The sequence below is a fragment of the Streptococcus cuniculi genome (assembly GCF_001921845.1).
In the GTDB taxonomy this organism is placed as follows: domain Bacteria; phylum Bacillota; class Bacilli; order Lactobacillales; family Streptococcaceae; genus Streptococcus; species Streptococcus cuniculi.
In genome coordinates, this window is record NZ_MSJM01000012.1 from 1 (window position 1) to 24552 (window position 24552).

At 45.5% G+C, this 24552-nt stretch carries 24 protein-coding genes; 16 read left to right on the forward strand and 8 right to left on the reverse strand.

Annotated elements, in window-relative coordinates:
* A partial coding sequence (locus BU202_RS10605) for a hypothetical protein (RefSeq protein ID WP_208604255.1) occupies window positions 1–310 on the forward strand: 310 nt, incomplete at its 5' end.
* The gene (locus BU202_RS09890; protein ID WP_075105599.1) at window positions 307–648 is read left to right on the forward strand and encodes a metal-sulfur cluster assembly factor; all 342 of its coding nucleotides are present in this window, start codon (window positions 307–309) and stop codon (window positions 646–648) included. The genes BU202_RS10605 and BU202_RS09890, both read left to right, overlap by 4 nt.
* Window positions 649–672: 24 nt before the next feature.
* On the opposite strand, the gene BU202_RS09895 is transcribed toward BU202_RS09890, so the two are convergent.
* From BU202_RS09895 to BU202_RS09915, 5 genes are all read right to left on the reverse strand, one after another.
* Window positions 673–1056, reverse strand: coding sequence for a DUF6176 family protein (locus tag BU202_RS09895; RefSeq protein WP_075105600.1), 384 nt, complete (start codon window positions 1054–1056; stop codon window positions 673–675).
* Between the two features lie 50 nt (window positions 1057–1106).
* A complete protein-coding gene (ilvD, locus tag BU202_RS09900; RefSeq protein WP_075105601.1) occupies window positions 1107–2822 on the reverse strand; it encodes a dihydroxy-acid dehydratase in 1716 nt (571 codons plus the stop codon).
* A gap of 167 nt (window positions 2823–2989) precedes the next feature.
* Complete coding sequence (locus tag BU202_RS09905; protein ID WP_075105602.1) at window positions 2990–3388, reverse strand: hypothetical protein; 399 nt, start codon at window positions 3386–3388, stop codon at window positions 2990–2992.
* Window positions 3369–4274, reverse strand: coding sequence for a phosphodiester glycosidase family protein (locus tag BU202_RS09910; RefSeq protein ID WP_075105603.1), 906 nt, complete (start codon window positions 4272–4274; stop codon window positions 3369–3371). The genes BU202_RS09905 and BU202_RS09910 overlap by 20 nt, the downstream gene beginning before the upstream one ends.
* Window positions 4261–5313 (reverse strand): bifunctional glycosyltransferase family 2/GtrA family protein, encoded by a 1053-nt coding sequence (locus BU202_RS09915; RefSeq protein ID WP_075105604.1) that lies wholly within the window; start codon window positions 5311–5313, stop codon window positions 4261–4263. Before BU202_RS09915 ends, BU202_RS09910 begins: the two co-directional genes overlap by 14 nt.
* Window positions 5314–5565: 252 nt before the next feature.
* Between BU202_RS09915 and BU202_RS09920 the strand changes: the two genes are divergently transcribed.
* The 6 genes from BU202_RS09920 (at window position 5566) to BU202_RS09945 (ending at window position 11443) form a co-directional block, all read left to right on the forward strand.
* The gene (locus BU202_RS09920; protein WP_075105605.1) at window positions 5566–7269 is read left to right on the forward strand and encodes an acetolactate synthase large subunit; all 1704 of its coding nucleotides are present in this window, start codon (window positions 5566–5568) and stop codon (window positions 7267–7269) included.
* Window positions 7262–7738, forward strand: coding sequence for an acetolactate synthase small subunit (ilvN, locus tag BU202_RS09925; RefSeq protein WP_075105606.1), 477 nt, complete (start codon window positions 7262–7264; stop codon window positions 7736–7738). Before BU202_RS09920 ends, ilvN begins: the two co-directional genes overlap by 8 nt.
* A 27-nt stretch (window positions 7739–7765) precedes the next feature.
* The gene (gene ilvC / locus BU202_RS09930) at window positions 7766–8788 is read left to right on the forward strand and encodes a ketol-acid reductoisomerase (protein WP_075105607.1); all 1023 of its coding nucleotides are present in this window, start codon (window positions 7766–7768) and stop codon (window positions 8786–8788) included.
* Window positions 8789–8909: 121 nt separating this feature from the next.
* Entirely contained in the window at window positions 8910–10160 is a 1251-nt protein-coding gene (gene ilvA, locus BU202_RS09935) for a threonine ammonia-lyase IlvA (protein WP_075105608.1), read from the forward strand.
* Window positions 10161–10255: 95 nt separating this feature from the next.
* Window positions 10256–11149, forward strand: a complete 894-nt coding sequence (locus tag BU202_RS09940) for an SPFH domain-containing protein (RefSeq protein ID WP_075105609.1) — start codon at window positions 10256–10258, stop codon at window positions 11147–11149.
* An 84-nt stretch (window positions 11150–11233) separates the two neighbouring features.
* Window positions 11234–11443: a capsule biosynthesis transcriptional regulator gene (locus tag BU202_RS09945; RefSeq protein WP_075098784.1), complete on the forward strand. Its 210-nt coding sequence runs from the start codon at window positions 11234–11236 to the stop codon at window positions 11441–11443.
* Between the two features lie 196 nt (window positions 11444–11639).
* Here BU202_RS09945 and BU202_RS09950 read toward each other — a convergent pair whose 3' ends face one another.
* Together BU202_RS09950 and BU202_RS09955 are read right to left on the reverse strand one after the other, a co-directional pair.
* Window positions 11640–12380 carry an amino acid ABC transporter ATP-binding protein gene (locus BU202_RS09950; RefSeq protein WP_075105610.1) on the reverse strand — a complete coding sequence of 247 codons (741 nt, stop codon included), beginning with the start codon at window positions 12378–12380 and terminating at the stop codon, window positions 11640–11642.
* Window positions 12373–13938 carry an ABC transporter substrate-binding protein/permease gene (locus tag BU202_RS09955; RefSeq protein ID WP_075105611.1) on the reverse strand — a complete coding sequence of 522 codons (1566 nt, stop codon included), beginning with the start codon at window positions 13936–13938 and terminating at the stop codon, window positions 12373–12375. The genes BU202_RS09950 and BU202_RS09955 overlap by 8 nt, the downstream gene beginning before the upstream one ends.
* Window positions 13939–14065: 127 nt before the next feature.
* On the opposite strand from BU202_RS09955, the gene BU202_RS09960 reads away from it, so the two are divergent.
* The 8 genes from BU202_RS09960 to sufB all read left to right on the forward strand — a co-directional run bounded on the left by BU202_RS09960 (window position 14066) and on the right by sufB (window position 22508).
* Entirely contained in the window at window positions 14066–14905 is an 840-nt protein-coding gene (locus tag BU202_RS09960; RefSeq protein ID WP_075105612.1) for an undecaprenyl-diphosphate phosphatase, read from the forward strand.
* A 451-nt stretch (window positions 14906–15356) separates the two neighbouring features.
* Window positions 15357–16088 carry an adaptor protein MecA gene (gene mecA, locus BU202_RS09965; RefSeq protein ID WP_075105613.1) on the forward strand — a complete coding sequence of 244 codons (732 nt, stop codon included), beginning with the start codon at window positions 15357–15359 and terminating at the stop codon, window positions 16086–16088.
* Complete coding sequence (locus tag BU202_RS09970; protein WP_075105614.1) at window positions 16085–17263, forward strand: glycosyltransferase family 4 protein; 1179 nt, start codon at window positions 16085–16087, stop codon at window positions 17261–17263. The genes mecA and BU202_RS09970 overlap by 4 nt, the downstream gene beginning before the upstream one ends.
* Window positions 17264–17343: 80 nt before the next feature.
* On the forward strand, window positions 17344–18114 hold the full coding sequence (gene sufC / locus BU202_RS09975) for a Fe-S cluster assembly ATPase SufC (protein ID WP_075105615.1): 771 nt from the start codon (window positions 17344–17346) through the stop codon (window positions 18112–18114).
* A 29-nt stretch (window positions 18115–18143) separates the two neighbouring features.
* Complete coding sequence (gene sufD, locus BU202_RS09980) at window positions 18144–19406, forward strand: Fe-S cluster assembly protein SufD (protein WP_075105616.1); 1263 nt, start codon at window positions 18144–18146, stop codon at window positions 19404–19406.
* Window positions 19407–19410: 4 nt separating this feature from the next.
* The gene (locus BU202_RS09985) at window positions 19411–20640 is read left to right on the forward strand and encodes a cysteine desulfurase (protein ID WP_075105617.1); all 1230 of its coding nucleotides are present in this window, start codon (window positions 19411–19413) and stop codon (window positions 20638–20640) included.
* Window positions 20627–21058 (forward strand): Fe-S cluster assembly sulfur transfer protein SufU, encoded by a 432-nt coding sequence (gene sufU, locus BU202_RS09990; protein ID WP_075105618.1) that lies wholly within the window; start codon window positions 20627–20629, stop codon window positions 21056–21058. The genes BU202_RS09985 and sufU overlap by 14 nt, the downstream gene beginning before the upstream one ends.
* Window positions 21059–21095: 37 nt before the next feature.
* Window positions 21096–22508, forward strand: a complete 1413-nt coding sequence (gene sufB, locus BU202_RS09995; RefSeq protein WP_075105619.1) for a Fe-S cluster assembly protein SufB — start codon at window positions 21096–21098, stop codon at window positions 22506–22508.
* A gap of 787 nt (window positions 22509–23295) precedes the next feature.
* Here sufB and BU202_RS10005 read toward each other — a convergent pair.
* The gene (locus BU202_RS10005) at window positions 23296–24531 is read right to left on the reverse strand and encodes a serine hydrolase (RefSeq protein WP_075105621.1); all 1236 of its coding nucleotides are present in this window, start codon (window positions 24529–24531) and stop codon (window positions 23296–23298) included.
* Window positions 24532–24552 lie beyond the last annotated feature (21 nt).

Here is a 24552-nt window from a genome sequence, read left to right on the forward strand (position 1 = left end):
GTTCCATAAGCTACTTTCTAATGTGAGTTTGGTCGCTTTTCATTATAAGTCTTATGGGACTTTTTTGATACTCAAAAAGCCCTATAATCTCCAGGGTGGGTTTACCCACTACAGAAATTATAGAGCCAAAAATAGGAAAGCGAGTATAAGGGCCAGTGGGCTGTTTTTTCACGAGCTTGAAAATAGGAAAGCGAGTAGCGAGTTACAGTTTAGTGGTTTGTTTTTTGTGAAAACTTTTCAATCATTCTTGAAAATCTTTGTGAAATATGAGAAAATAGGAAAAATCATGTTGTATGGGGTGGGAAGATGAGAGACGACATCAAAATCAATGATCGTGCCTTGGCGCTTGAAGAACAGTTAATTGAGACCTTGGAGAGCATTTATGATCCAGAAATCGAACTCGATATTTACAATCTAGGCTTGATTTATGAAATCAATCTGGACGAGCATGGCTTTTGCAAGGTGGTCATGACTTTCACCGATGCGGGTTGTACCTGCTCGGAGACCTTACCAGAGGAACTGATTGATGCCCTAAAGAAAATTGACGGCATTGAAAATGCAGGGATTGAAGTGGTCTGGTCTCCAGTTTGGAAGATGACACGCATCAGCCGCATTGGCCGCATCACCCTAGGCATCAGCCCGAAATAAAAAATAGTGAGCCAATCTGGCTCACTATTTGTATTTTCTATCGTAATCAGCATCTAGCTTTTCCATGGTGTCCATTATCGGCTTTGGAATCATCACGACTTGTGGCTCCAAATCCTTGAAGCCAAAGCTATTATCGATACAGTCAGCCCAATATTCGAGGTGCTTTTTATCAATGTCGGATTCGGAATCTTCGACATCGACACCACCGATTCCTTGGATAGAATACCAGTAAAGGTATTCTTGACCGTCTAGGGTCTCTCTGAAAATGGTTTCGACATACATTTTCTCCCCCTCAAGGGTCAAGAGGGTCTCCTCCATGTGGTTGTTTAAGAAATTCATCCATTCATCAACGACAGCGGATTTTCCTTCCTTGACCTTGAAACGGGTTAGTTCAACAGAGTAGTTCATGTTATCCTTTCTGAAAACCCAGTCAATTGACTGGGTTTTTCCTTATTTGCTTAGTTTTTCCCTGTTTCTTCTGGCTTCCAGAAGTCTGTAACGGCTCCTTTAGACGCAGAAGATACGATGTGGGCATATTTTCCAAGCACTCCTCGTGAATAGAGTGGTGGGAGTGTGGTCTCCGCCTTGCGGCGCTCGATTTCTTCATCGGATACTGCCATGGTGATTTCCTTGGTATCTTGGTCAACCGTGACCATATCACCCGTGCGGAGGTAGGCGATAGGACCTCCGACCTGCGCTTCAGGAGCAACGTGGCCGACAACGAGACCGTAGGTACCACCTGAGAAACGACCGTCCGTGATGAGGGCCACCTTGTCTCCTTGACCTTTACCGACAATCATAGAGGAGAGAGAGAGCATTTCTGGCATACCAGGGCCACCTTTTGGACCAACGAAACGGACAACGACTACATCACCGTCTACGATTTCGTCAGACAATACGGCTTCGATTGCTTCTTCTTCAGAATCAAATACCTTAGCAGGACCAACATGGCGGCGCACCTTGACTCCTGAAACTTTGGCAACGGCTCCGTCAGGGGCTAAGTTTCCTTTCAAGATGATAAGCGGTCCATCAGCTCGTTTTGGATTGTCAAGTGGCATGATGACTTTCTGACCAGGTGTCAAATCGTCAAAGGCTTCCAAGTTTTCAGCAACGGTCTTCCCTGTACAAGTGATACGATCACCGTGTAGGAAACCATGTTTGAGCAAGTATTTCATGACTGCTGGGACACCGCCGACCTCATAAAGGTCTTGGAAAACGTATTTTCCAGATGGCTTCAAGTCAGCCAAGTGCGGCACCCGTTCTTGGAAATCATTGAAATCTTCCAAGGTCAACTCAACGTTTGCAGCGTGAGCAATGGCAAGTAGGTGCAGGGTCGCATTGGTTGACCCACCGAGTGCCATGGTGACGGTAATGGCATCTTCAAAGGCTTCGCGGGTCATAATGTCAGATGGTTTTAATCCCATTTTCAGCATATTAACGACGGCACGCCCAGCTTCTTCAATGTCGGCTTTCTTTTCTTTTGATTCTGCTGGGTGAGAAGAAGAGCCTGGCAGGCTCATGCCCATGACCTCGATAGCTGTTGCCATAGTGTTTGCTGTATACATACCGCCACATCCACCAGGGCCAGGGCAGGCGTTGCATTCCAAGGCCTTGACTTCCTCGGCCGTCATGTCGCCATGGTTCCATTTCCCGATACCCTCAAAAACAGAAACAAGGTCAATGTCTTTTCCGTTGAGATTTCCAGGAGCGATGGTTCCACCATAAGCAAAAATCGCTGGAATATCCATGTTGGCAATGGCAATCATAGAGCCCGGCATGTTTTTGTCACAGCCTCCAATCGCGACAAAAGCGTCAACGTTGTGACCACCCATAGCTGCTTCGATAGAGTCTGCGATAATATCACGAGAGGTCAATGAGAAGCGCATTCCAGGCGTCCCCATGGCAATTCCATCAGCAACGGTAATCGTTCCGAACTGAACAGGCCAAGCACCCGCGTCTTTGACCCCAGCCTTGGCTAGTTTTCCAAAGTCGTGTAAGTGCATGTTACAAGGTGTATTTTCAGCCCATGTAGAAATCACTCCGACAATCGGATTTTCAAAACTGTCATCTGTCATTCCCGTAGCGCGTAGCATGGCGCGGTTGGGAGATTTGACCATGGAATCATAGACAGAGCTACGATGTTTGAGATGGTTAAGAGTATCTTTTTCTGTCATAGGAAGTCTCTCTTTCGTCTGTTCTTTCCTAATATTATAGCATAAATTTTTGTGAGAAAAAGCCGTTTGATTAAAAAATTAGTAATTTCTGAAAATTCTATCAATTGGATGCTGTAAAAATCCCCTCAAGCCTTATGGGCAGCGAGGGGATAATAGATGGTGCTCGCCTAAACTGGAGCTTTTGTCTTTGGAAGAAACAGGCTCAGGATGGTCAGGAGCAACAAGCTGCCACCGATGTACCAGTAGGGCAAATCCAGAGTGGTTGACCGACCAGACAGATTGATGATTCCTTTGAGGAGAAAGCCCGCTGTCAAGACCGCTACCCCAGAATTCCACAGGTTAAAGCTGATTCTTGAAAGTCGTGGGAAAAGGTGGAGTGTTAGTAGCAGCAAGCTGCCGCCAATCAGGGGGACAGCAAAGAGGTAGTGCATGAAAAAGGACACTTCGCCGTAACTAAGGCTCTCATAGATTCGACTAAAGACAAAGAGGAAAATGGTCACCCCAAGATAGGTTAGGCTTATTTTTTTGATGCGTTTTGCAGATAAATTAGTAACCGATGTAGACAATGTCGCTCACCGCCCTTTCTGAAATGCTTCCACGAGTTGTGGGTTTGTTAATGACTTGCCCGTTGAAATAGAGGGTAGACGAGCCACCACCGTCTAAATTATAGGCTGTTTTGGCACCGTAGGATTGTAGGACTTGCGCCAGTTGGTAGAGAGTGAGTCCTTGGCTCTCCGAGGTTCGTCCGTCAGAAACCACGATGATATAGTGGTTTTCATCAATGATTCCAATCGCGCTGCGAGGATTGGAAGCCATAGCTTGACCGACTTCGGTATGTTGATCGACTGCAATCTGACCATTTTCAATCAAGCTAGGACCGAAGGCAAGGAGGTTGACAACTCCCTCATCGATCAATGCTTGGGCGCTGATGTCATGTTCGTAAATGATTTTAAAGGAACCGTCCGCATAGATGGCTAAATCGCCATTTTCGGCATCGTCACGCACCGTATCTCGATAGAGGACACCATTTTTAATGACGTAGCCAGTAGCATTAGCACCGTAGTAATCGCCGTTAACAGCAAGGATAGCATTGTTGGCGCTAGCAGTTGCAGAGGTTTTCGCGGTGATATTGGTGCCAAAGGTGTTTTGAGCGAGGGCTGTTTTGAGGTAGTCAGGTGAGCTCACTTGAATATCTGCGACATAGACTGTTGTGTCATTGTTTCGAATGGTTTCAACCTCAACCTTGATATTGTCATCTGTATAGCTGGTTTCGGTGGTTGTAGCCTGAGCAGCAGCCCTTACTTCAGTCTGGCGCATGCTTGGGCTGGTTGCTTGAACAGTTGCAATCGCTTCAGATAAGACGAAGGTCTTGAGCATGGAATAGGAAAATCCGCTTGTCAGCAGGATACTAAAGAGCCCGGCGTAGACAAATGGTTTTTTAAAAAAGTTCATGGGTGATGGGTTTCCTTTCACGAAAGATAAGATGGTGTTGAATGAACCAAGAGATGAAAAAGAGGAGAGCGCCAACGACTAGCTTGACGAGGTAGAGATGGATACCAAGCAGTTGGTAAAAGAGATAGAGCAAGGCCGTATCTGCTAGAAAAAGCCCCAAGGCAAGTGTGAAATATCCCGCTCCAGCTTTTCTCATGCTGCCGGTATGTTGAAAGACGAAGCGTCTATTGAGGGAGAAATTGCAGGTGGTGCTGGCTAAGCGCGCCAAGGTGTTGGCTAGCAGTAGCCGTAGACCAGTCGGGAGAAAAGTCAGTAGACCTAGTGCCAAAATATAGACTAGATAATCTATCAGAAATCCGCCAAACGATGTCAGCGCAAAGGCAAAGAAATTGCGGTAAATCAAGAGACTATCTCGAACAGGACGAAAATGCGAGCTGGCATTATCGTCTAGATAAATGGTCTGAATGGGAATTTCAGTAATCGGAACTTGCTGGCTCAATTCGCTTAGCGTGTTCATTTCATACTCATAGCGATTGCCAGAAATAGAAAGTAGGCGAGGCAAGAGCGAATGATGAAAGGCCCGCAGTCCTGTTTGAGTATCGCCCACTTTTACCCCTGTCTGCAAGTGGAATAAAAAGCGGGTCAATCGATTGCCGAATCGGCTCCGAAAGGGAATGTCCTTACTAAACTGGCGGCTTCCCAAAATCAGATGTCCTGGTAGATTCATGCCCGCATGGGCAACGCGGTCAATGTCTGTAAGAGCGTGTTGGCCGTCGGCATCAGCTGTTACAATCGTTGTGGCTTCGCCTAGCGATAAGATATAATCAAATCCTGTTCTTAGCGCCTGTCCTTTTCCTTGGTTGTGGGAATGGTGGAGGACTGTAGCGTAGGCTGTTGCGGCTTCAATGATGGCTCGTGCTGCTCCTGTGCTACCGTCATCAACCACCACAACTTGACAAGTCAGCCGCTCTTTGATTTCCTTGAGGAGAGTGAGAAGTCTACCGTCAGGCTGGTAAGCTGGAATCAAAATCGTATACATAGAATATCTCCTTCGTTTTGATTGCACTACTATATCGAGCGAATCTAAAAGGAAACTAAAATAGATAAAATGTAGAACCCCACTTTAGGAAAGTTTAAGAAAACGGGCAAAGTTGGGAATTTTCTGAAAATTCTATTGACTTTATGATACATTGTGATATGATAGTACATAAGCAACATTTATCTAGTATTTTCAAGAGAAAGATGATACGATAGTAGCTATATCTGACGATAGACGAGAGGAGGAAGAGAGTTGAATCACATTCCATTAGAGGAAGCGCGTTCGGGTTCCTATCTAATCTTAGATACCCTAAAAAGGTTAGGTGTCGATGTCATTTTTGGTTATCCAGGCGGGGCTGTCTTGCCTCTCTACGATGAGATTTACCGCTTTAAAGGCATTCAGCACGTGTTGGCACGCCACGAACAAGGAGCTACCCATGAAGCAGAAGGCTATGCCAAGTCGACTGGAAAAATCGGTGTCGCACTTGTGACCAGCGGCCCTGGTGCGACTAATGCCATTACAGGGATTGCGGATGCCATGGGCGACAGCGTACCGATGCTGGTCTTTACAGGTCAGGTCGCTACGCGTGGAATCGGAAAAGATGCCTTTCAGGAGGCAGACATCATCGGGATTACCATGCCGATTACCAAGTATAATTACCAAGTGCGGGATGCAGCAGATATTCCGCGTGTGATTACAGAAGCCATTCATATCGCCACAACAGGTCGTCCAGGACCGGTTGTCATTGATATTCCGAAGGATATTCAAGAAACAGTAGTTGATTTCTACTACGATGATACGGTGCATTTGCCGAGCTATCAGCCGACAGTTCAGCCAAATGGATTGCAAGTGAAGAAGATTTTGCAGCAACTTTCCCTTTCTAAAAAGCCTGTCATTCTAGCAGGCGGTGGGGTCAACTATGCAGATGCTAATAAGGAATTGATTGCCTTTGCAGAGCGCTATCGGATTCCGGTCGTTTCGACCCTTCTCGGTCTAGGAACCATGCCTGTCCAGCACGAATTATCCCTCGGGATGGGTGGGATGCACGGTTCTTACGCTTCCAATATGGCCTTGACAGATGCGGATTATATCATCAATATCGGCGCTCGGTTTGACGACCGCTTGACGGGAAATCCAAGCACCTTTGCAGTAAACGCAACCGTTGCGCACATTGATATCGATCCAGCCGAGATTGGCAAAGTCGTAAAAACTCAAATTCCAGTTGTCGGAGATGCCAAGGCGACCCTTGAGGCTTTACTGGCTCTTGACACCGTTGAGACCAACTATGAAGAATGGACTGCTCAAACCCTTGATAACAAGCGTCGGGCACCATTTGGCTATGACGAAGATGACGAACATATCAAGCCTCAGAAGGTCATTGAACTGATTGGTGAGATGACAAGTGGCGATGCGATTGTGGTCACCGATGTGGGGCAACACCAGATGTGGGCAGCCCAGTTCTATCCTTACAAACACGCCAGACAGCTGATTACTTCTGGCGGCATGGGAACCATGGGATTTGGGATTCCGGCGGCCATCGGTGCCAAATTAGCCAATCCTCATCGGGAGGTTGTCCTATTTGTAGGGGATGGTGGTTTTCAAATGACCAATCAGGAACTGGCTATTTTAAACGGATACGGTGTCCCAATCAAGGTGGTGCTCTTAAACAATCACTCCCTTGGTATGGTGCGGCAGTGGCAGGAGTCTTTCTATGATGAGCGTCGCAGTCAGTCCGTGTTTGATGCGGAGCCGAATTTCAGATTATTAGCAGAAGCCTACGGTATCAGCTATGCCAGCTGTACAAATCCCGCTACACTAACAGATGACTTACAAGTCATCAAGGAAAATAGACCGATGCTGATTGAAGTTCATATTTCCAAGCAAGAGCATGTGCAACCTATGGTTCCAGCAGGTAAGAGCAATGCAGAGATGTTGGGGGTGAAGTTCAATGCGTAGAATGTTAACAGCCAAATTGAGAAATTCCTCCGGGGTCTTGAACCGCTTTACGGGCGTCTTATCCCGCAGACAGATTAACATTGAATCGATCTCGGTTGGACCGACCGAAATTGCTGAAATCTCAAGAGTCACCGTCATCATCGATGTTAAGACTATGGACGAGGTGGAGCAGATTATCAAGCAGCTCAACCGTTTGATTGACGTCGTCCGTGTGCGAGACATTACAGATATTCCCCACTTGGAGCGCGAGGTCCTCTTGGTCAAAATCGTAGCACCACCAGCCAAGCGGGCCGAGATTTTGGCGATTATCCAACCGTTTCGGGCTAGTGTTGTCGATGTCGCCCCGCACTCGATTACCATTCAAATGACGGGTGACGGCGATAAGATTGACGCCCTGCTGCGGGTCATTCAACCTTACGGTATCAAAAATATTGCTCGTACAGGAGCAACAGGATTTAGCAGAGATTAACAACAAATAGAAAAGAGAGAACAGATTATGGCAGTAGAAATGCAATACGAAAAAGATGTCACAGTAGCAGCACTTAACGGGAAAAAAATTGCCGTTATCGGATACGGTTCACAAGGTCATGCCCATGCGCAAAATTTGCGTGATACAGGACACGATGTCATCATCGGTGTGCGTGCTGGTAAGTCATTTGACAAGGCAAAAGAAGACGGATTTGACACATTTGAAGTGGCAGAAGCAGCTAAACAAGCAGATGTCATCATGATTCTTGCACCAGACGAAATCCAGGCAGACCTTTACGCAGCTGAAATTGCTCCAAACTTGGAAGCAGGAAATGCGCTCGGATTTGCGCACGGTTTCAACATTCACTTTGGCTTTATCAAAGTGCCAGAGAATGTGGATGTCTTTATGTGTGCGCCAAAAGGTCCAGGTCACTTGGTTCGTCGTACCTTTGAAGAAGGCTTTGGTGTACCAGCTCTTTATGCAGTTTATCAAGACGCAACTGGAAATGCCAAACATATCGCTATGGACTGGGCAAAAGGTGTCGGTTCAGCCCGCGTTGGACTGCTTGAGACAACCTTCAAAGAAGAAACCGAAGAAGATTTGTTTGGGGAACAAGCTGTTCTCTGTGGTGGTTTGACAGCCCTCATGGAAGCAGGATTTGAAGTCTTGACCGAGGCAGGCTATGCGCCAGAACTTGCTTACTTTGAAGTCCTTCATGAAATGAAGCTCATCGTAGACTTAATCTACGAAGGTGGTTTCAAGAAAATGCGCCAATCCATCTCAAATACTGCTGAATTTGGTGACTACGTATCAGGTCCTCGTGTGATTACCGACCAAGTCAAGGAAAACATGAAGGCTGTTCTTGCGGACATCCAATCTGGTAAATTTGCCAATGACTTTGTTGAAGATTACAAAGCAGGTCGCCCACGCATGGAAGAATACCGCGAAGCAGCTGCTGATCTTGAAATTGAAAAAGTGGGGGCAGAACTTCGGAAAGCCATGCCATTTGTCGGCAAAAACGATGACGATGCTTTTAAAATCTACAACTAAGAATGTTCAGATAGTAGGCGAAAACGAGCTATCTAGCAAGTGATATAAAGGAAGTGAGAAAAGTTGGTTGTACAAGCTAGATTTTTCTCACTTTATTTTCATGTAAGCAGAAGGAGAAGTTATGTTAACAGCTAAGGACGTTGTCCGTGCTCATAAGGTATTGAAGGATGTAGTGGTCTATACACCGCTTGATTATGACCGCTATTTGTCAGAAAAGTATGGCGCAAAGATTTATCTCAAACGTGAAAATGCCCAACGTGTGCGCTCTTTCAAGATTCGTGGGGCCTATTATGCGATTTCCCAGTTGAACGAAGAAGAAAGAAAGCGCGGAGTGGTCTGTGCTAGCGCGGGCAATCACGCCCAAGGTGTCGCCTTTACCTGTAATGAATTGAAAATTCCTGCAACGATTTTCATGCCCATTACCACACCGCAGCAAAAAATTGGACAGGTTCGTTTCTTTGGTGGCGATATGGTCGACATCAAGCTGGTGGGAGATACCTTTGATGCGTCTGCCAAGGCCGCTCAAGACTTTACCGAACGTGAAAATCGCACCTTTATTGCTCCTTTTGATGATGTCCATGTTCAGGCAGGCCAAGGGACGGTTGCCTATGAAATCATGGAAGAAGCAGAGCGGGAGTCGATTGATTTTGATACAGTCTTGGTGCCAGTCGGTGGCGGTGGTTTGATTGCAGGGGTGGCGACCTATATCAAGGAGAAAAATCCTGCGATTGAAGTTATCGGTGTAGAGGCTGAAGGCGCTCGGAGCATGAAAGCTGCCTTTGAGGCAGGCGGGCCTGTCAAGTTAAAAGAAATTGACAAGTTTGCGGACGGAATTGCCGTGCAAAAAGTCGGGCAATTGACCTATGAAGTGACACGCAAGCATGTGGAAAATCTCATCGGTGTGGATGAGGGCTTGATTTCTGAAACCTTGATTGACCTTTATTCCAAGCAAGGGATTGTCGCAGAACCAGCAGGAGCAGCTAGCATTGCAGCCCTTGAAGTCTTGAGCGAATATATCAAGGGTAAGACCGTCTGCTGTATCATCTCGGGAGGCAACAATGACATCAACCGCATGCCGGAAATGGAAGAGCGGGCGCTCATTTACGATGGCATCAAGCACTACTTTGTCGTGAACTTCCCGCAACGTCCTGGAGCCCTACGCGAGTTTGTAACCGACATCTTGGGACCAAATGATGATATTACTCGTTTTGAATACATCAAACGAGCGAGTAAAGGGACGGGGCCTGTCTTGATTGGGGTGGCTCTCGGGGACAAACATGATTATGCTGGCCTGATTGAGCGCATGGAGAAGTTTGATCCCTCCTTTATCAACCTACGTGGAAATGAAACCCTCTATAGCCTGCTGGTGTAAGCGTTAAACTATTTTTAAAAATCGAAACTGTTTTCACTTGTCTTTTCTTAAATAAAATAGTATAATATTTTCCAAAAGAAAAGGAGGGATACGTGATGATTAGTATTCTTAGTATCGTGTTTATTCTGGTTGTCTTGTTGGCAGTGGTGATTGTCCTTAGCTCGCTCTATGTAGTGCGTCAGCAATCGGTTGTCATCATCGAACGGTTCGGGAAATACCAGAAGCTGAGCATGAGTGGGATTCATCTCCGACTTCCATTTGGTATTGACCACATTGCGGCGCGGATTCAGTTGCGCCTGCTCCAAAGTGAGATTGTGGTGGAAACAAAGACCCAAGATAATGTGTTTGTAACCATGAATGTAGCCACTCAGTATCGGGTAAATGAAAACAACGTGACAGATGCCTACTATAAACTCATGCGTCCAGAAGCGCAAATTAAGTCTTATATCGAAGACGCTCTTCGTTCATCTGTTCCGAAGTTGACACTCGATGAATTGTTTGAGAAAAAAGACGAAATCGCCCTTGAAGTTCAAAAACAAGTGGCAGAAGAAATGTCTACCTATGGTTATATCATCGTGAAAACCTTGATTACCAAGGTGGAACCTGATGCAGAAGTCAAGCAGTCAATGAATGAAATCAATGCGGCACAACGCAAGCGTGCTGCTGCTCAAGAATTGGCAGAAGCAGACAAGATTAAGATTGTCACAGCTGCCGAAGCCGAAGCAGAAAAAGACCGCCTGCATGGTGTGGGGATTGCCCAACAGCGAAAAGCGATTGTGGATGGGTTGGCAGATTCGATTAAAGAATTGAAAGAATCTGATATCGGCTTGACCGAAGAACAAATTATGTCCATTCTGTTGACCAACCAATATCTGGATACGCTCAATAATTTTTCACATACCGGAAATAGCACAATCTTCTTGCCAGCAAGTCCTGAAGGCATGGAAGATATTCGTGCACAAATATTATCTGCTCTAAAAGCGAAATAATGCATATTTATTGCGCATTTTACTTGACAAGTGAGAGAGGATATAATAAACTGAATTGAACGAATAAAAAGAAAGGGGTTTCTCATGACTAGTTATGAAAAAGTGGCCGCAGTTGTCGGTTGGGTACGCGATAAGAAAATTACTGGATACCGTATCAGTAAAGAGACAAACGCACGTGAAATGTCAGTTATTGCCCTTGCACAAGGTCGTGCAAAAATTGACAACATTTCATTTGCTACCGCTTTGGGACTTATTGATTTTTATGACAAAAATCATAAAAAATTTGAGAACTAAAATGAAGCGTGAAAAAGAGGAGATGATGTCTCCTCTTTTACTTTTGTAAAAACAAGCAACTAGGGGCTAGGCCCTAGTTGGTTGTTTTTTGTTATGGTGGATTGGGAAAGGAATAGGACAGGCAAGGAGCTGCAGATAGAACGGACGTTTATCAAAGCGACTGAACGATGTCCTAACCTTTATTCAATTCACTATGTTATCCCAGAAAACGTTGTAAGAATTCCTTTGTACGTGCTTCTTGTGGATTTTCAAAGATTTGTTGTGGGCTACCTTCTTCGGCAATCAAGCCCTTGTCCATAAAGATGACGCGGTCTGAAACGTCGCGAGCAAACTCCATTTCGTGGGTCACGATAATCATCGTGAGGCCAGACTTGGCAAGATCTTGCATGGTTTTTAGCACTTCGCCTACCATTTCAGGGTCAAGGGCAGAAGTTGGTTCATCAAAGAGGATGACCTCTGGATTGACAGAAAGGGCGCGAGCAATCGCTACTCGCTGTTTTTGCCCGCCTGAGAGCTGGCTTGGTTTGGCAGACCAGTATTGCTCTGTCATGCCGACCTTATTGAGATTTTCTTTGGCGATTTGTTCGGCTTCCGTACGGCTACGTTTTAAGACGGTTGTCTGCGCCACGATGGCGTTTTCTAGCACATTCAAGTTGTTAAACAGATTGAAGGACTGGAAGACCATGCCCAGTTTTTCACGGTAGGTCGTCAAATCGTAGCCTTTCGTCAAGACATTTTCACCATGATAGAGGATTTCTCCCTCGCTCGGTGTTTCGAGGAGGTTGATGGAGCGTAGGAAGGTTGATTTTCCAGAACCAGAAGAGCCGATGATGGAGATGACCTCGCCTTTCTTGACGGTCATGGAGATGTCTTTGAGGACCAGATTTTGGCCAAAGGCTTTTTTCAAATGGTTGATTTCTAAAATCGTATTAGTCATGAAGCACCTCCGTCTGCATTTGGTTGGCACCAGTCGTGTAGGTGTCCGTATCAAAACGTTTTTCAATCATGCGTAGGATACGAGTCACCGTAAAGGTGAGGATAAAGTAGATAATCGCAATCACGGTGAAGGTTTGGAAATATTGGTAGGTCTGAGTCGCCACGGTGTTTCCAGAGAAGTAAAGTTCGACGACCGAGATTACATTCAATACAGACGTATCTTTGATATTGATGACAAATTCATTACCAGTAGCAGGCAAGATGTTGCGAACGACCTGTGGTAAGACAATCTTGCGCATGGTTTGGTTGTGGGTAAATCCAAGAGCTGTTGCAGCTTCAAATTGCCCCTTATCCACAGCGAAAATGCCCCCGCGGACAATCTCACTCATGTAGGCACCCGTATTGATGGATACGATGAAAATCGCAGCCAGGGTGCGGTCCAGATTCAGTCCGAATGCTTGAGCTGTTCCGTAGTAGATGACCATGGATTGTACAATCATCGGTGTACCACGGAAGATTTCAATATAGATATTGATGAGAATGGCGAGTGCTTTTTGGAGGAAAGCAAGTCCCTTGTTGTTAGCCTTTGGAGCAGTACGGAAAACACCGATTAAGAGACCGATGGCAGTACCGATGATGGTTCCAAGGATAGAAATGAGCAGGGTCATACCAGTTCCGCGTAAGAGTTGTTGCCAATTATTGACTAGGATATTCCAGACTTGGACAGGAAAGGATGGCTTTGCCTCTTCTGAACCTGCTTCAACGGGTTGATTTTCAATCATCGTATCCATCAGCGCAAGTTGTTCTTTTTCTGTAAAGGCCTCTAAGACTTGGTTGACTTGAGCAATCCGTGCATCGTCCTTGCGCATGCCGACAGCAATCGTGACATCTTCTGCATTGGTTTCAAAACCGTTTGTCAACTCGACCATGTGAAAGGCAGGATTGGCTTCTTGGGCTGTTCGTGCTTCGGGGCGTTCAGAGACGTAGGCATCGATAATCCCAGCCTCAAGTGCCTGACGAATCTGAGAAAAGTCTCCCATAGCCGTCTGTTTATCCACACCTTCAATCTGGTCAATCAAATCGTAGAGATAGACCCCTTGCTGGGCAGTGATTTTTGCCCCTGCAAATTCTTGAATCGAGCGAGCGTCAGCCCACTTGCTATCAGAACGCACAACAAGCGTTGGAATAGAGGTGTAGTAGCTAGACGAAAAGGCAATTTCTTTCTTGCGCTCCTCTGTCGGGCTCATCCCTGCGATAATCATATCAATTTTGCCAGAAGTTAGGGCAGGGACCAGTCCTTCCCATTTGGTCTTAACAACAAGGACCTTTTTGTCCATTTTTTCGGCAATTTTCGTTGCGACCTGGACATCGTAACCGTTGGCAAATTGGGTGGTTCCTTCAATGGGAACAGCTCCGTTTTCATCTGTTTCCTGTGTCCAGTTGAACGGTGCATAGGCAGCTTCCATTCCGACACGGAGATATTCATCTGCTTGAACACCCGTGCTGATAGAGAACACAGCCATGAGCACTGCAAGCAGCATCAACAATCGTTTTTTCATAGTCTCTCCTTTTTCAAAAGTAGTTATATTGTATAAAAAATTCAGACAGATTGCAAACTAATTGAAAAAAGATACGTTTTCAATCGGGTTTGTGGTATAATGAAGGGAAATGAAGAAGGAGTAAGCTATGTTTGTTGAGATTCTAAAAGCGATTTTCTTTGGCCTTGTAGAGGGAGTCACCGAATGGTTGCCGATATCGAGTACAGGCCACCTGATTTTGGTGCAGAAATTTGTGTCCTTTAAAGATGTGAGTGCTGATTTTACGTCCATGTTCAATGTCGTGATTCAGTTAGGCGCAATCTTAGCTGTCATGGTCATCTACTTCGACAGGCTCAATCCTTTTCAACCGGGAAAATCCGGCCGTCAAATCCAGCTGACCTGGCAATTATGGGCAAAAGTAGTTATCGCAGCCTTGCCAGCAGCTATTTTGGGACTTTTATTTGACGATTGGTTGGATGATCATCTCTATAACTTTATTGTCGTGGCCTTGATGTTAATTCTCTACGGTGTAGCCTTTATTTATGTAGAAAAAAGACAGAAGAATCGTGAGCCACAAGTCGTCTCTTTGAGTAAGATGTCTTATCAAACGGCCCTCTACATTGGTCTCTTTCAAGTCCTTGCCTTGATTCCAGGAACCAGCCGTTCAGGAGCAACGATTCTGGGAGGGATTCTTCTTGGGACTAGCCGTGAGGTGGCGACAGAGTTCACCTTCTTCCTTGGAATTCCAATCATGTTTGGAGCAAGTTTGCTCAAAGTTGTAAAACTTCTTGTGAAAGGCTTGAGTGTAACAGCAGGTCAATGGTTATTACTCCTTATTGCCATGGTGACTGCATTTGGTGTTTCGCTAGTTGTGATTCGTTTCTTGACCGACTACGTGAAAAAGCACGATTTCACCTTCTTTGGAAAATACCGCATTGCCCTAGGAACACTCTTGGTTCTCTACTATTTAGGAACTCTTATCTTTTAAGAAATGAACGCAGCATGAGTTGCGTTCAGAACGTAGACAAACCCGATTTTCTATTTAAACAAGTTCAAAAGCCCTGCTAACTGAACATTTGATTTGCCGATTTTCGCGAGCGGAGCGAGCCTCATCAGATACTTTTCGCTGTGGTAAAAGGAGGGAGAGGGGCAGAAATCGATTATCCTCGCTCCTTTGTTTCTGGGCTCGGGCTAAAATAATCCACTGGATTATTTTACTCCGCAGGAAGTCGCTACCGTCCGCACCACCTAAGAAAAGTATTAAAAGAATTTTTTGAACGCAGCATGAGCTGCGTTTTTGTGTTGCAGCAAAAACCTTCTACCTTTGGGGAGAAGAAATCTCTTTTCTTTTGTAAAAGAGGCTATTTTTTTGTATAATGAATGAAATGCAGGTTCTCAAATCATCGTTTGAGAGGGATGGAAGAGTATGAGGTAGCGAAATGAAGATGAAACAAATTAGTGATTCGACCTTGAAGATCACGATTAAAATGGAAGATTTGGAAGAGCGCGGGATGGAAATCGCGGATTTTCTGGTGCCGCAGGAAAAGACAGAGGAATTTTTCTATACAGTTTTAGATGAATTGGACTTGCCAGTAACCTTCCGTGAAAGTGGCATGCTCAGTTTTCGAGTGACACCAAAGCCAGATAAGGTGGATATTTTTGTCACCAAGTCAGACATCGATCAAAACTTAAACTTCGATGATTTTGCGGATATGGCAGATTTGGATGACATTTCGCAAATGACACCGGACGAATTTTTGAAGACACTAGAGAAGACGATTCGGGAAAAGAGTGCAGGAGACGATAAGGCTGTCCAACATCTGGAGCAAGTAGAGGCTGAAGAGACAGAAACAGAAGAAGTGGATGTAGAAGACCGCCAGTATATTTACTATATTTTGGACTTTGCGAGTTTGCAAGAAGCAGTTCGGTTTGTGTCCCTTCTTGATTTCACCATTGAAGAGTCTGAATTATATAAGATGAATGGTCGTTACTACATGACGGTTCTCATCAATATCGAAAATCGTTCGACGCGTTATCCGGACTACATCTTGTCGCGCATGTTAGAACATGCAGATGACACATCCATTTCGCGTGCGGTACTTCAAGAACACGGAGTTCTGTTGCTTCCTGTGGGTGCGATTGAAGAGCTTGGGAAGGTGAGCTTAGTATGATTCCCTTTGCTTTGCAGTACATCATTGTCGTTGTACTTACAATGATGGTTTCCGTTATTGCAACCCCCTTGGTCCGTTTTTTAGCGCTCCGGATTGGAGCGGTCGACAACCCCAATGCGCGGCGTATCAATAAGGTTCCCATGCCTACGGCGGGTGGTCTAGCAATTTTTGTGGCTTTCTTTTTAGCGACGATGTGTTTTTTGCCCTTTGTGGTCATCCACATATCGCCTCGAGGAACTTATTTTGAGTATATTTTGCCCCTAGTCCTTGCTAGCGGTATCATTATTCTTACAGGCTTGATTGATGATATCAAGGAACTACGTCCTTTGCCAAAGATGGTGGGGATGCTTGTTGCGGCGGCTATTATTTGGTTTTTTACCGAGTTTCGTTTTGATAATTTCAAGATTCCTTTTGGCGGGCCAATGCTCCATTTTCCAGCTTGGTTATCCTTCTTTTTAACCATTCTGTGGATTGTGGCCATCACCAATGCGGTCAATCTGATCGACGGTCTAGACGGTCTGGTGTCGGGGGTGTCCATTATTTCTCTGACCACTATGGGAATTGTCTCCTACTTTTTCCTCCACGATAGCAATATCTACTTGACCTTAACCGTCTTTGTATTGGTGGCTGCGATTGTTGGATTTCTTCCCTATAACTATAATCCAGCCATTATCTACTTGGGCGATACAGGAGCCCTGTTTATCGGCTTTATGATTGGGGTCTTATCCCTTCAAGGGCTGAAAAATTCCACAGCGGTTGCCGTGGTGACGCCGATGATTATCCTAGGAGTACCGATTACCGATACCTTGGTTGCGATTATTCGTAGGACCTTATCAGGTCAGAAAATTTATGAAGCAGACCGCATGCACTTGCACCATCGTCTTTTATCGCTTGGCTTGACGCATCGTGGAACGGTACTTGTTATCTATGCGATTTCCTTTATCTTTTCTCTTACTTCGCTACTCTTAAATGTATCGAGCCGCTGGGGAGGTGTCCTCTTGATAGTCGCAATGCTATTGGGAGTGGAAATTCTTAGTGAGCTAATTGGGATTTTTGGTGAGAATCGAACGCCTATCTTGAACCTTTTACGCTTTATTGGCAATAGTGATGCCAGGCAGGAATACCTAGCCAAAAAGAGAGCCAAGAAAGAAGCAAAGCGGAAAAACCGAAGATAAGAATGTTTCTAAACAAAGAAAGAGCCTAATCAGCTCTTTTTTGGTATAATAAACCAGATAAAAACTAAATGGGGGTATCTATGTCAGTATTAGAGATTAAAGATTTGCACGTTGCAATCGAAGGAAAAGAAATTTTAAAAGGAGTGAACTTGACCCTGAAAACAGGGGAAGTTGCAGCCATCATGGGGCCAAACGGAACAGGGAAATCCACCCTTTCAGCAGCCATCATGGGAAATCCAAACTATGAAGTCACCCAAGGGGAAGTCTTGTTTGACGGTGTCAATGTCTTGGAACTCGAAGTCGATGAGCGTGCTCGTATGGGGCTCTTTCTTGCCATGCAATACCCAAGTGAAATCCCAGGTATTACCAATGCGGAATTTTTACGCGCAGCTATGAATGCTGGAAAAGAAGACGATGAGAAGATTTCTGTTCGTGATTTCATTACCAAACTCGATGAAAAAATGGAACTGCTCAACATGAAAGAGGAAATGGCAGAGCGCTACCTCAATGAAGGCTTTTCAGGTGGTGAGAAAAAACGCAACGAAATCTTGCAACTCTTGATGCTGGAGCCAACCTTTGCCCTCCTTGATGAGATTGACTCTGGTCTTGATATCGATGCTTTGAAAGTCGTATCAAAAGGGGTTAATGCTATGCGTGGGGAAGGCTTTGGTGCCATGATTATCACCCACTACCAACGTCTCTTGAACTACATTACACCAGATGTGGTCCATATCATGATGGAAGGCCGCGTGGTGCTATCAGGCGGTCCAGAACTTGCGATTCGTCTTGAAAAAGAAGGATATGCGAAAATTGCAGAAGAATTAGGCTTGACTTACGAAGAGGAAGTTTAAGGCGAATCTTGTTCAGAAAGGGGAAAACGATGACAAAAGAAGCCATTAAACTTTTTTCACAGGCGCATGCAGAGCCAGCTTGGTTGAGTGACCTTCGTCAAGCAGCTTTTGAAAAGATCGAAACACTAGCCTTACCAAAGATTGAGCGGGTGAAATTCCATCGCTGGAATCTTGGAGACGGCACGATTGCTGAAAATGACCTTTCAGCCAATGTTCCTGACTTCACAGCCTTGGGAGACAATCCCAAGTTGGTTCAAGTCGGTACACAGACCGTCTTTGAGCAATTATCGCCAGAGTTGGCAGAAGCAGGTGTGGTCTTTACAGATTTCTACACAGCCTTGGAGGAAATTCCAGAGGTGGTAGAGCAGTATTTTACCAAGGCAGTGGCTCATGATGAGGATAAGCTAGCTGCTTACCACACAGCCTATTTCAACAGCGGTGCCGTCTTGTATGTTCCTGACAATGTGGAAATCGAGCTACCCGTCGAGGGGATTTTCTACCAAGATAGTGAAAGTAACGTTCCGTTTAATAAACATGTTCTCATCATTACAGGAAAGAATGCCAAGTTAAACTACCTTGAGCGTTTTGAAAGTATCGGAGCAGGTAGCGAAAAAGCAACTGCCAATATCACCGTAGAAGTGATTGCAGGCGCAGGTAGCCAGATTAAATTTGCAGCGATTGATCGCTTGGGTCAGCAGGTGACAACCTATATGAGCCGCCGTGGTTCCTTAGGTACAAATGCCAGCATTGACTGGGCTATCGGTGTCATGAATGAGGGAAATGTCGTCGCTGACTTTGATAGCGACTTGTATGGGGACGGTAGCCACGCCGATATGAAAGTCGTTGCACTATCAAGCGGCAAGCAGATTCAAGGAATTGATACCCGCGTGACCAACTACGGTCGTCATTCAATTGGCAATATCCTCCAACACGGGGTTATCCTTGAAAAAGGAACCTTGACCTTTAACGGGATTGGCCATATCATCAAAGGTGCCAAAGGAGCAGATGCCCAGCAAGAAAGCCGTGTCTTGATGTTGTCAGACCAGGCACGAAGTGATGCCAACCCAATCCTTTTGATCGATGAAAATGATGTGACAGCAGGACACGCTGCCTCTATTGGTCAGGTGGACCCAGAAGATATGTACTATCTCATGAGTCGCGGCTTGGACAAGGCGACCGCAGAGCGCTTGGTCGTTCGTGGATTCTTGGGAGCCGTTATTACCGAAATCCCTGTCAAGGAAGTCCGCGATGAGATGATTGACGGAATTGAAGAAAAATTAAGCAAGAGGTAAAAACATGCCAGTAGATAGCCATGCCATCAAACAAGAATTTCCAATCCTAGACCAATTGGTCCATGATGAGCCCTTGGTCTATCTCGATAATGCAGCAACGACTCAAAAACCGCAGGCAGTTTTAGAGGAAATAGCGAACTATTACCAGACAGATAATGCCAATGTCCACCGAGGTGTCCATACCCTAGCAGAGCGTTCGACCAGCCGCTATGAAGCAGCACGTGAACGCGTGAGACAATTCATCCATGCCCGCTCAAGCAAGGAAGTGCTCTTTACAAGAGGGACAACGACCAGTCTCAACTGGGTGGCACACTTTGCAGCTCAAACCTTGCAGCCGGGCGATGAGGTTTTGATTTCCATTATGGAGCACCACGCAAATATCATTCCTTGGCAGCAGGTCTGTCAACAGACAGGAGCTAAGCTCGTCTATACCTATCTCAAGGACGGAGCCTTGGACATGGAGGACTTGAAGTCTAAGCTATCGTCCAACACCAAGTTTGTCTCCATCGCTCATGTGTCCAATGTCCTCGGTGTGGTCAACCCGATTCAGGAAATCACCCAGCTAGCGCATGAGGTGGGAGCTATCATGGTCGTTGACGGAGCCCAGTCCATTCCTCACATGGCGATTGATGTCGTAGACTTGGATGTCGATTTCTTTGCCTTTTCAGGCCATAAAATGCTAGGACCGACAGGAATCGGCGTCCTCTATGGCAAGGAAAAATGGCTGTCACAGATGGAACCCGTCGAATTTGGCGGTGAGATGATTGATTTTGTCTATGAGCAGTCTGCGACTTGGAAGGAACTCCCTTGGAAGTTTGAAGCAGGGACGCCCAATATGGCAGGAGCGATTGGCCTAGCAAAAGCCATAGATGTTTTAGAAGAAATTGGTATGGAGCAGGTCACTCGTCACGAAGAAGAGTTGCTGGCCTATATCTTTCCGAAATTGCAGGCCATGGATGGGATTGACATCTACGGTCCGATAGACCTGGCCCAGCGTTCAGGAGTGATTTCGTTTAATATCAAGGGGCTACACCCCCATGATGTGGCAACAGCGCTTGACTACGAGGGAGTGGCTGTGCGGGCAGGCCATCATTGTGCTCAGCCGCTTCTTACCTATTTGGGAGTGCAGTCAACGGTTCGCGCTAGTTTCTACCTTTATAATACCAAGGAAGATTGTGACAAATTGCTAGAGGCACTAGAGAAAACAAAGGAGTTTTTCAATGGCACTTTCTAAACTAGAGAGTCTTTACATGGCTGTCGTGGCTGACCATTCCAAGCATCCTCATCATCAGGGAAGGATTGACGGGGCGCATCAGGTGGATTTGAACAATCCCACTTGTGGCGATGTGATAAACCTATCTTTGAAGTTTGATGACAGCGGAGAAATGATTCAAGACATTGCCTTTGTCAATGCAGGCTGTACCATTTCAACCGCTTCAGCCAGCATGATGACCGACCTTGTGCTTGGAAAGACCAAGGCAGAGGTTCTTGAATTAGCTCACGTTTTTTCTGAAATGGTGCAAGGTCAGACAGATGTACGTCAAAAAGAATTAGGAGATGCAGCTTTTCTGGCAGGCGTTGCCAAATTCCCCCAGCGTGTGAAATGCGCGACCTTGGCTTGGAATGCTCTCAAAAAAGGCTTAGAAGAATAGAAAACAAAATAGAAGATAGATCATAGAGGAGGAAAGAATGGCAGAAGAAAGAGTAGAGCCAAAACCGATTGACCTCGGTGAGTATAAATTTGGCTTTCATGATGATGTAGAGCCGATTATGTCGACAGGAAAAGGCTTGAATGAAGAAGTTATTCGTGCCTTATCGGCAGCTAAAAATGAACCAGAATGGATGTTAGAGTTCCGTCTCAAATCCTATGAGGCTTTCAAAAAAATGCCCCTTGAAACATGGGGAGCTGACCTTTCAGAGATTGATTTTGACGATCTTATTTATTATCAAAAGGCTTCTGACAAACCAGCCCGTTCTTGGGACGATGTGCCTGAAAAAATCAAGGAAACCTTTGAGCGTATCGGGATTCCAGAGGCAGAACGTGCCTATCTGGCAGGGGCAGCAGCCCAGTACGAATCAGAAGTGGTCTACCACAATATGAAAGAAGAGTTTGAGAAGTTGGGCATTATCTTTACCGACACAGACTCCGCTTTGAAAGAATACCCTGACCTTTTCAAACAGTATTTTGCCAAGCTCGTTCCACCGACGGATAATAAATTAGCCGCCCTAAACAGTGCCGTTTGGTCAGGGGGGACCTTTATCTATGTACCAAAAGGGGTCAAGTGTGACATTCCTTTGCAGACCTATTTCCGTATTAACAACGAAAGCACAGGACAGTTTGAACGGACCTTGATTATCGTGGATGAGGGAGCAAGTGTACACTATGTGGAGGGTTGTACAGCGCCGACCTACTCAAGCGATAGCTTGCATGCTGCGATTGTTGAAATCTTTGCGCTTGATGGTGCTTATATGCGCTATACGACCATTCAAAACTGGTCAGACAATGTTTATAACCTTGTGACCAAGCGTGCGCGTGCGATGAAGGATGCGACAGTGGAGTGGATTGATGGAAACTTGGGGGCAAAAACGACCATGAAATATCCGTCAGTTTACCTAGACGGTGAGGGTGCGCGTGGTACCATGCTATCCATCGCCTTTGCCAATACCGGTCAACACCAAGATACAGGTGCTAAGATGATCCACAATGCACCGCACACGAGTTCCTCTATCGTATCGAAATCCATTGCCAAGGGTGGCGGAGCAGTTAACTACCGCGGTCAAGTCACTTTTGCCCGCAATTCCAAGAAATCAGTCAGCCACATCGAGTGTGACACCATTATCATGGATGACATTTCAACATCAGATACCATACCATTTAATGAAATCCACAACTCGCAGGTTGCCTTAGAGCACGAGGCAAAAGTGTCGAAGATTTCTGAAGAACAGCTCTACTACCTCATGAGTCGTGGTCTGTCAGAAGGCGAAGCCACAGAGATGATTGTCATGGGATTTGTCGAGCCCTTTACCAAAGAACTCCCAATGGAATATGCCGTTGAGCTCAACCGCTTGATTGCCTATGAAATGGAAGGTTCAGTCGGCTAATATACCGAGCAAACCAATCAGCATAGGCTGATTGGCTGCCGTGATATTGCCGACAGAAGTTGGAAATGAGGAAAGACATAGCAGTATATAAAAAATCGCAGTTCAGAAATGCTGCGATTTTTCATGTTCTTACGGGTTATGTCTTTTATAGTGGATTGAGAAAGGAAGAAGATAAGGCAAGGAGCTATAGATAGAACTTGCGTTCATCGAAGCGACTGAACGATGTCCTAATCTCTATTCAATTCACTATATCTTGCGAAAGGTAGGCTCACCGTGCTCAATAGCTAGGGTATATTTGGCAAACATTTTTCCGAGTCCTTTTTTCCCGTATTTCCTCAACAGGTAACACATTAGGCTTGTCAACAAAAATAGGCTGACAGTGATAAATTCAGGATAGCGAAATACTTCAAATTGATAATAGAAGCAGATAATCCAAATGGTAAAGCAGATTGTTATAAGGATGCTATCTAGGAAAATATAGAGACATTTCAAGGCAAGACCAGCCTGTTGATGACGCTTCAAAGACTCGGTTGTATGGGGTCTGAAATCTGGTAGAAACAGTTTGCGATAGCTAAAACCAATCTCTTCTAAACGCCAGATAGCATAAAACCCGAATCGATGAAACCCTTGATAAATGGCTTCTCGTATCATCTTATATAAGAATATGGGAAGAAAGGGTGTTAGGATAGCAGGAAGGATTTCGTGCAAGATGCAAGTGACAATTGCACAGCAAGTAGCATTTACGCCCAAGAGTAGGATATATAAGAATTGAAGTGTTCGTTTTTTTCTATAATTTCTCATTCACATACCGCACAAAGTGATTCCACCAAGAAAATGGCCAGGTTGCAGGAGGTGTGTCTTCAGCTGCAATCAAGTCTACGCTTGGCTGCTTGTTATCAACATAGCCATGTCCAATCAAATCCGTATCATGCAAGGCCAGGCTTCCAAGGACAGTGCCCTTGGTGAGCGGTGCATCAAATACCTTGTCGAGCCCCTTAGCCTTGGCTAGTGTTTCCTCTTTATAGCGTTTTCGTTTGGCAAACATGAGGTCTTGACTGGCTACAGCTCGTGCAGTCGCTTCTTTACCATTAAAGACATTCACCTTGCTATCGTGATAGGGTTGACCAGCTTCTACGATAGGAGTCCAGGTAAAATATTGATAGGCATAGTTCATCAGATTCATGGTCTCGATAAAGCGTTTTTCAGGATATACATCACCCTCTTTGGTGTGTAAAATGACGGTGATGACCCGCATATTATTTTCAACACTAGTTGCGACCATAGAGGTTCCAGAAGCTGTCTTGAGACCGTCTACGCCATTTCGCTCATAGGCTCCGCCTCTAAGCATCGGATTGGTGCCGTAGTAGGTCGTTCCATTTAACTTGAAATGAGACTGAGATGTCACACGCAGTACCTGCGGATAATCGACAATCAAACGGCGGGCGACGATGGCTACATCGAGAGCAGACAAGCGGTTTTCGGTCGCCTTTTGGTCTTCAGAAAGCTCCTTGTTTTCTAAGAGCTCCTGACTTAAGCCAGTTGCATTGACAATCGTCGCATCTGAAATCCCCCAAGAGGCTAATTTTTCCTTCATCAAATCCACAAAAGCCGCTTCACTGCCTGCTACCTGCTCTGCTAGTGCAATCGTTGCGCTGTTAGCAGAAGCAATTAAAGATGCGTTGATCAATTCCTGAACCGAATAGGAGCGTTTGTCCAAAGGAATATTGGTCACAGGAGAGGTGATAGTCAGGTTATAGGCATAGTCTGAAATGGCAACAGGTGTGTCAAGGCTTAATTTTCCTTGGTCAATCGCCTCATATACCAGATAGATCGTCAGCAAATTAGAAATGGAGGCGATACTCGCTGGAGTAGTTGCACTTTGTTCGTAGAGAATCTTGCCAGTCTGTGCTTCAATCGCAATAGCATGTTCTGCATCGGTACGATACTTGTCCGCAGCATGAACGGACACGGGCAGCACTACTGCGACTAAAAAAGCGATCAGGAACAAATACAGTCGTTTCATATCTTTATATACCTCATTCAA

Bases quoted from the DNA above. Each gene is read 5' to 3' on its own strand.
- BU202_RS09890 (WP_075105599.1), top strand. From the start codon at position 307: ATGAGAGACGACATCAAAATCAATGATCGTGCCTTGGCGCTTGAAGAA.
- BU202_RS09895 (WP_075105600.1), bottom strand. From the start codon at position 1,056: ATGAACTACTCTGTTGAACTAACCCGTTTCAAGGTCAAGGAAGGAAAA.
- ilvD (WP_075105601.1), bottom strand. From the start codon at position 2,822: ATGACAGAAAAAGATACTCTTAACCATCTCAAACATCGTAGCTCTGTC.
- BU202_RS09910 (WP_075105603.1), bottom strand. From the start codon at position 4,274: ATGAACTTTTTTAAAAAACCATTTGTCTACGCCGGGCTCTTTAGTATC.
- BU202_RS09915 (WP_075105604.1), bottom strand. From the start codon at position 5,313: ATGTATACGATTTTGATTCCAGCTTACCAGCCTGACGGTAGACTTCTC.
- ilvN (WP_075105606.1), top strand. From the start codon at position 7,262: ATGCGTAGAATGTTAACAGCCAAATTGAGAAATTCCTCCGGGGTCTTG.
- ilvC (WP_075105607.1), top strand. From the start codon at position 7,766: ATGGCAGTAGAAATGCAATACGAAAAAGATGTCACAGTAGCAGCACTT.
- ilvA (WP_075105608.1), top strand. From the start codon at position 8,910: ATGTTAACAGCTAAGGACGTTGTCCGTGCTCATAAGGTATTGAAGGAT.
- BU202_RS09940 (WP_075105609.1), top strand. From the start codon at position 10,256: ATGATTAGTATTCTTAGTATCGTGTTTATTCTGGTTGTCTTGTTGGCA.
- BU202_RS09945 (WP_075098784.1), top strand. From the start codon at position 11,234: ATGACTAGTTATGAAAAAGTGGCCGCAGTTGTCGGTTGGGTACGCGAT.
- BU202_RS09950 (WP_075105610.1), bottom strand. From the start codon at position 12,380: ATGACTAATACGATTTTAGAAATCAACCATTTGAAAAAAGCCTTTGGC.
- BU202_RS09955 (WP_075105611.1), bottom strand. From the start codon at position 13,938: ATGAAAAAACGATTGTTGATGCTGCTTGCAGTGCTCATGGCTGTGTTC.
- BU202_RS09960 (WP_075105612.1), top strand. From the start codon at position 14,066: ATGTTTGTTGAGATTCTAAAAGCGATTTTCTTTGGCCTTGTAGAGGGA.
- mecA (WP_075105613.1), top strand. From the start codon at position 15,357: ATGAAGATGAAACAAATTAGTGATTCGACCTTGAAGATCACGATTAAA.
- BU202_RS09970 (WP_075105614.1), top strand. From the start codon at position 16,085: ATGATTCCCTTTGCTTTGCAGTACATCATTGTCGTTGTACTTACAATG.
- sufC (WP_075105615.1), top strand. From the start codon at position 17,344: ATGTCAGTATTAGAGATTAAAGATTTGCACGTTGCAATCGAAGGAAAA.
- sufD (WP_075105616.1), top strand. From the start codon at position 18,144: ATGACAAAAGAAGCCATTAAACTTTTTTCACAGGCGCATGCAGAGCCA.
- BU202_RS09985 (WP_075105617.1), top strand. From the start codon at position 19,411: ATGCCAGTAGATAGCCATGCCATCAAACAAGAATTTCCAATCCTAGAC.
- sufU (WP_075105618.1), top strand. From the start codon at position 20,627: ATGGCACTTTCTAAACTAGAGAGTCTTTACATGGCTGTCGTGGCTGAC.
- sufB (WP_075105619.1), top strand. From the start codon at position 21,096: ATGGCAGAAGAAAGAGTAGAGCCAAAACCGATTGACCTCGGTGAGTAT.
- BU202_RS10005 (WP_075105621.1), bottom strand. From the start codon at position 24,531: ATGAAACGACTGTATTTGTTCCTGATCGCTTTTTTAGTCGCAGTAGTG.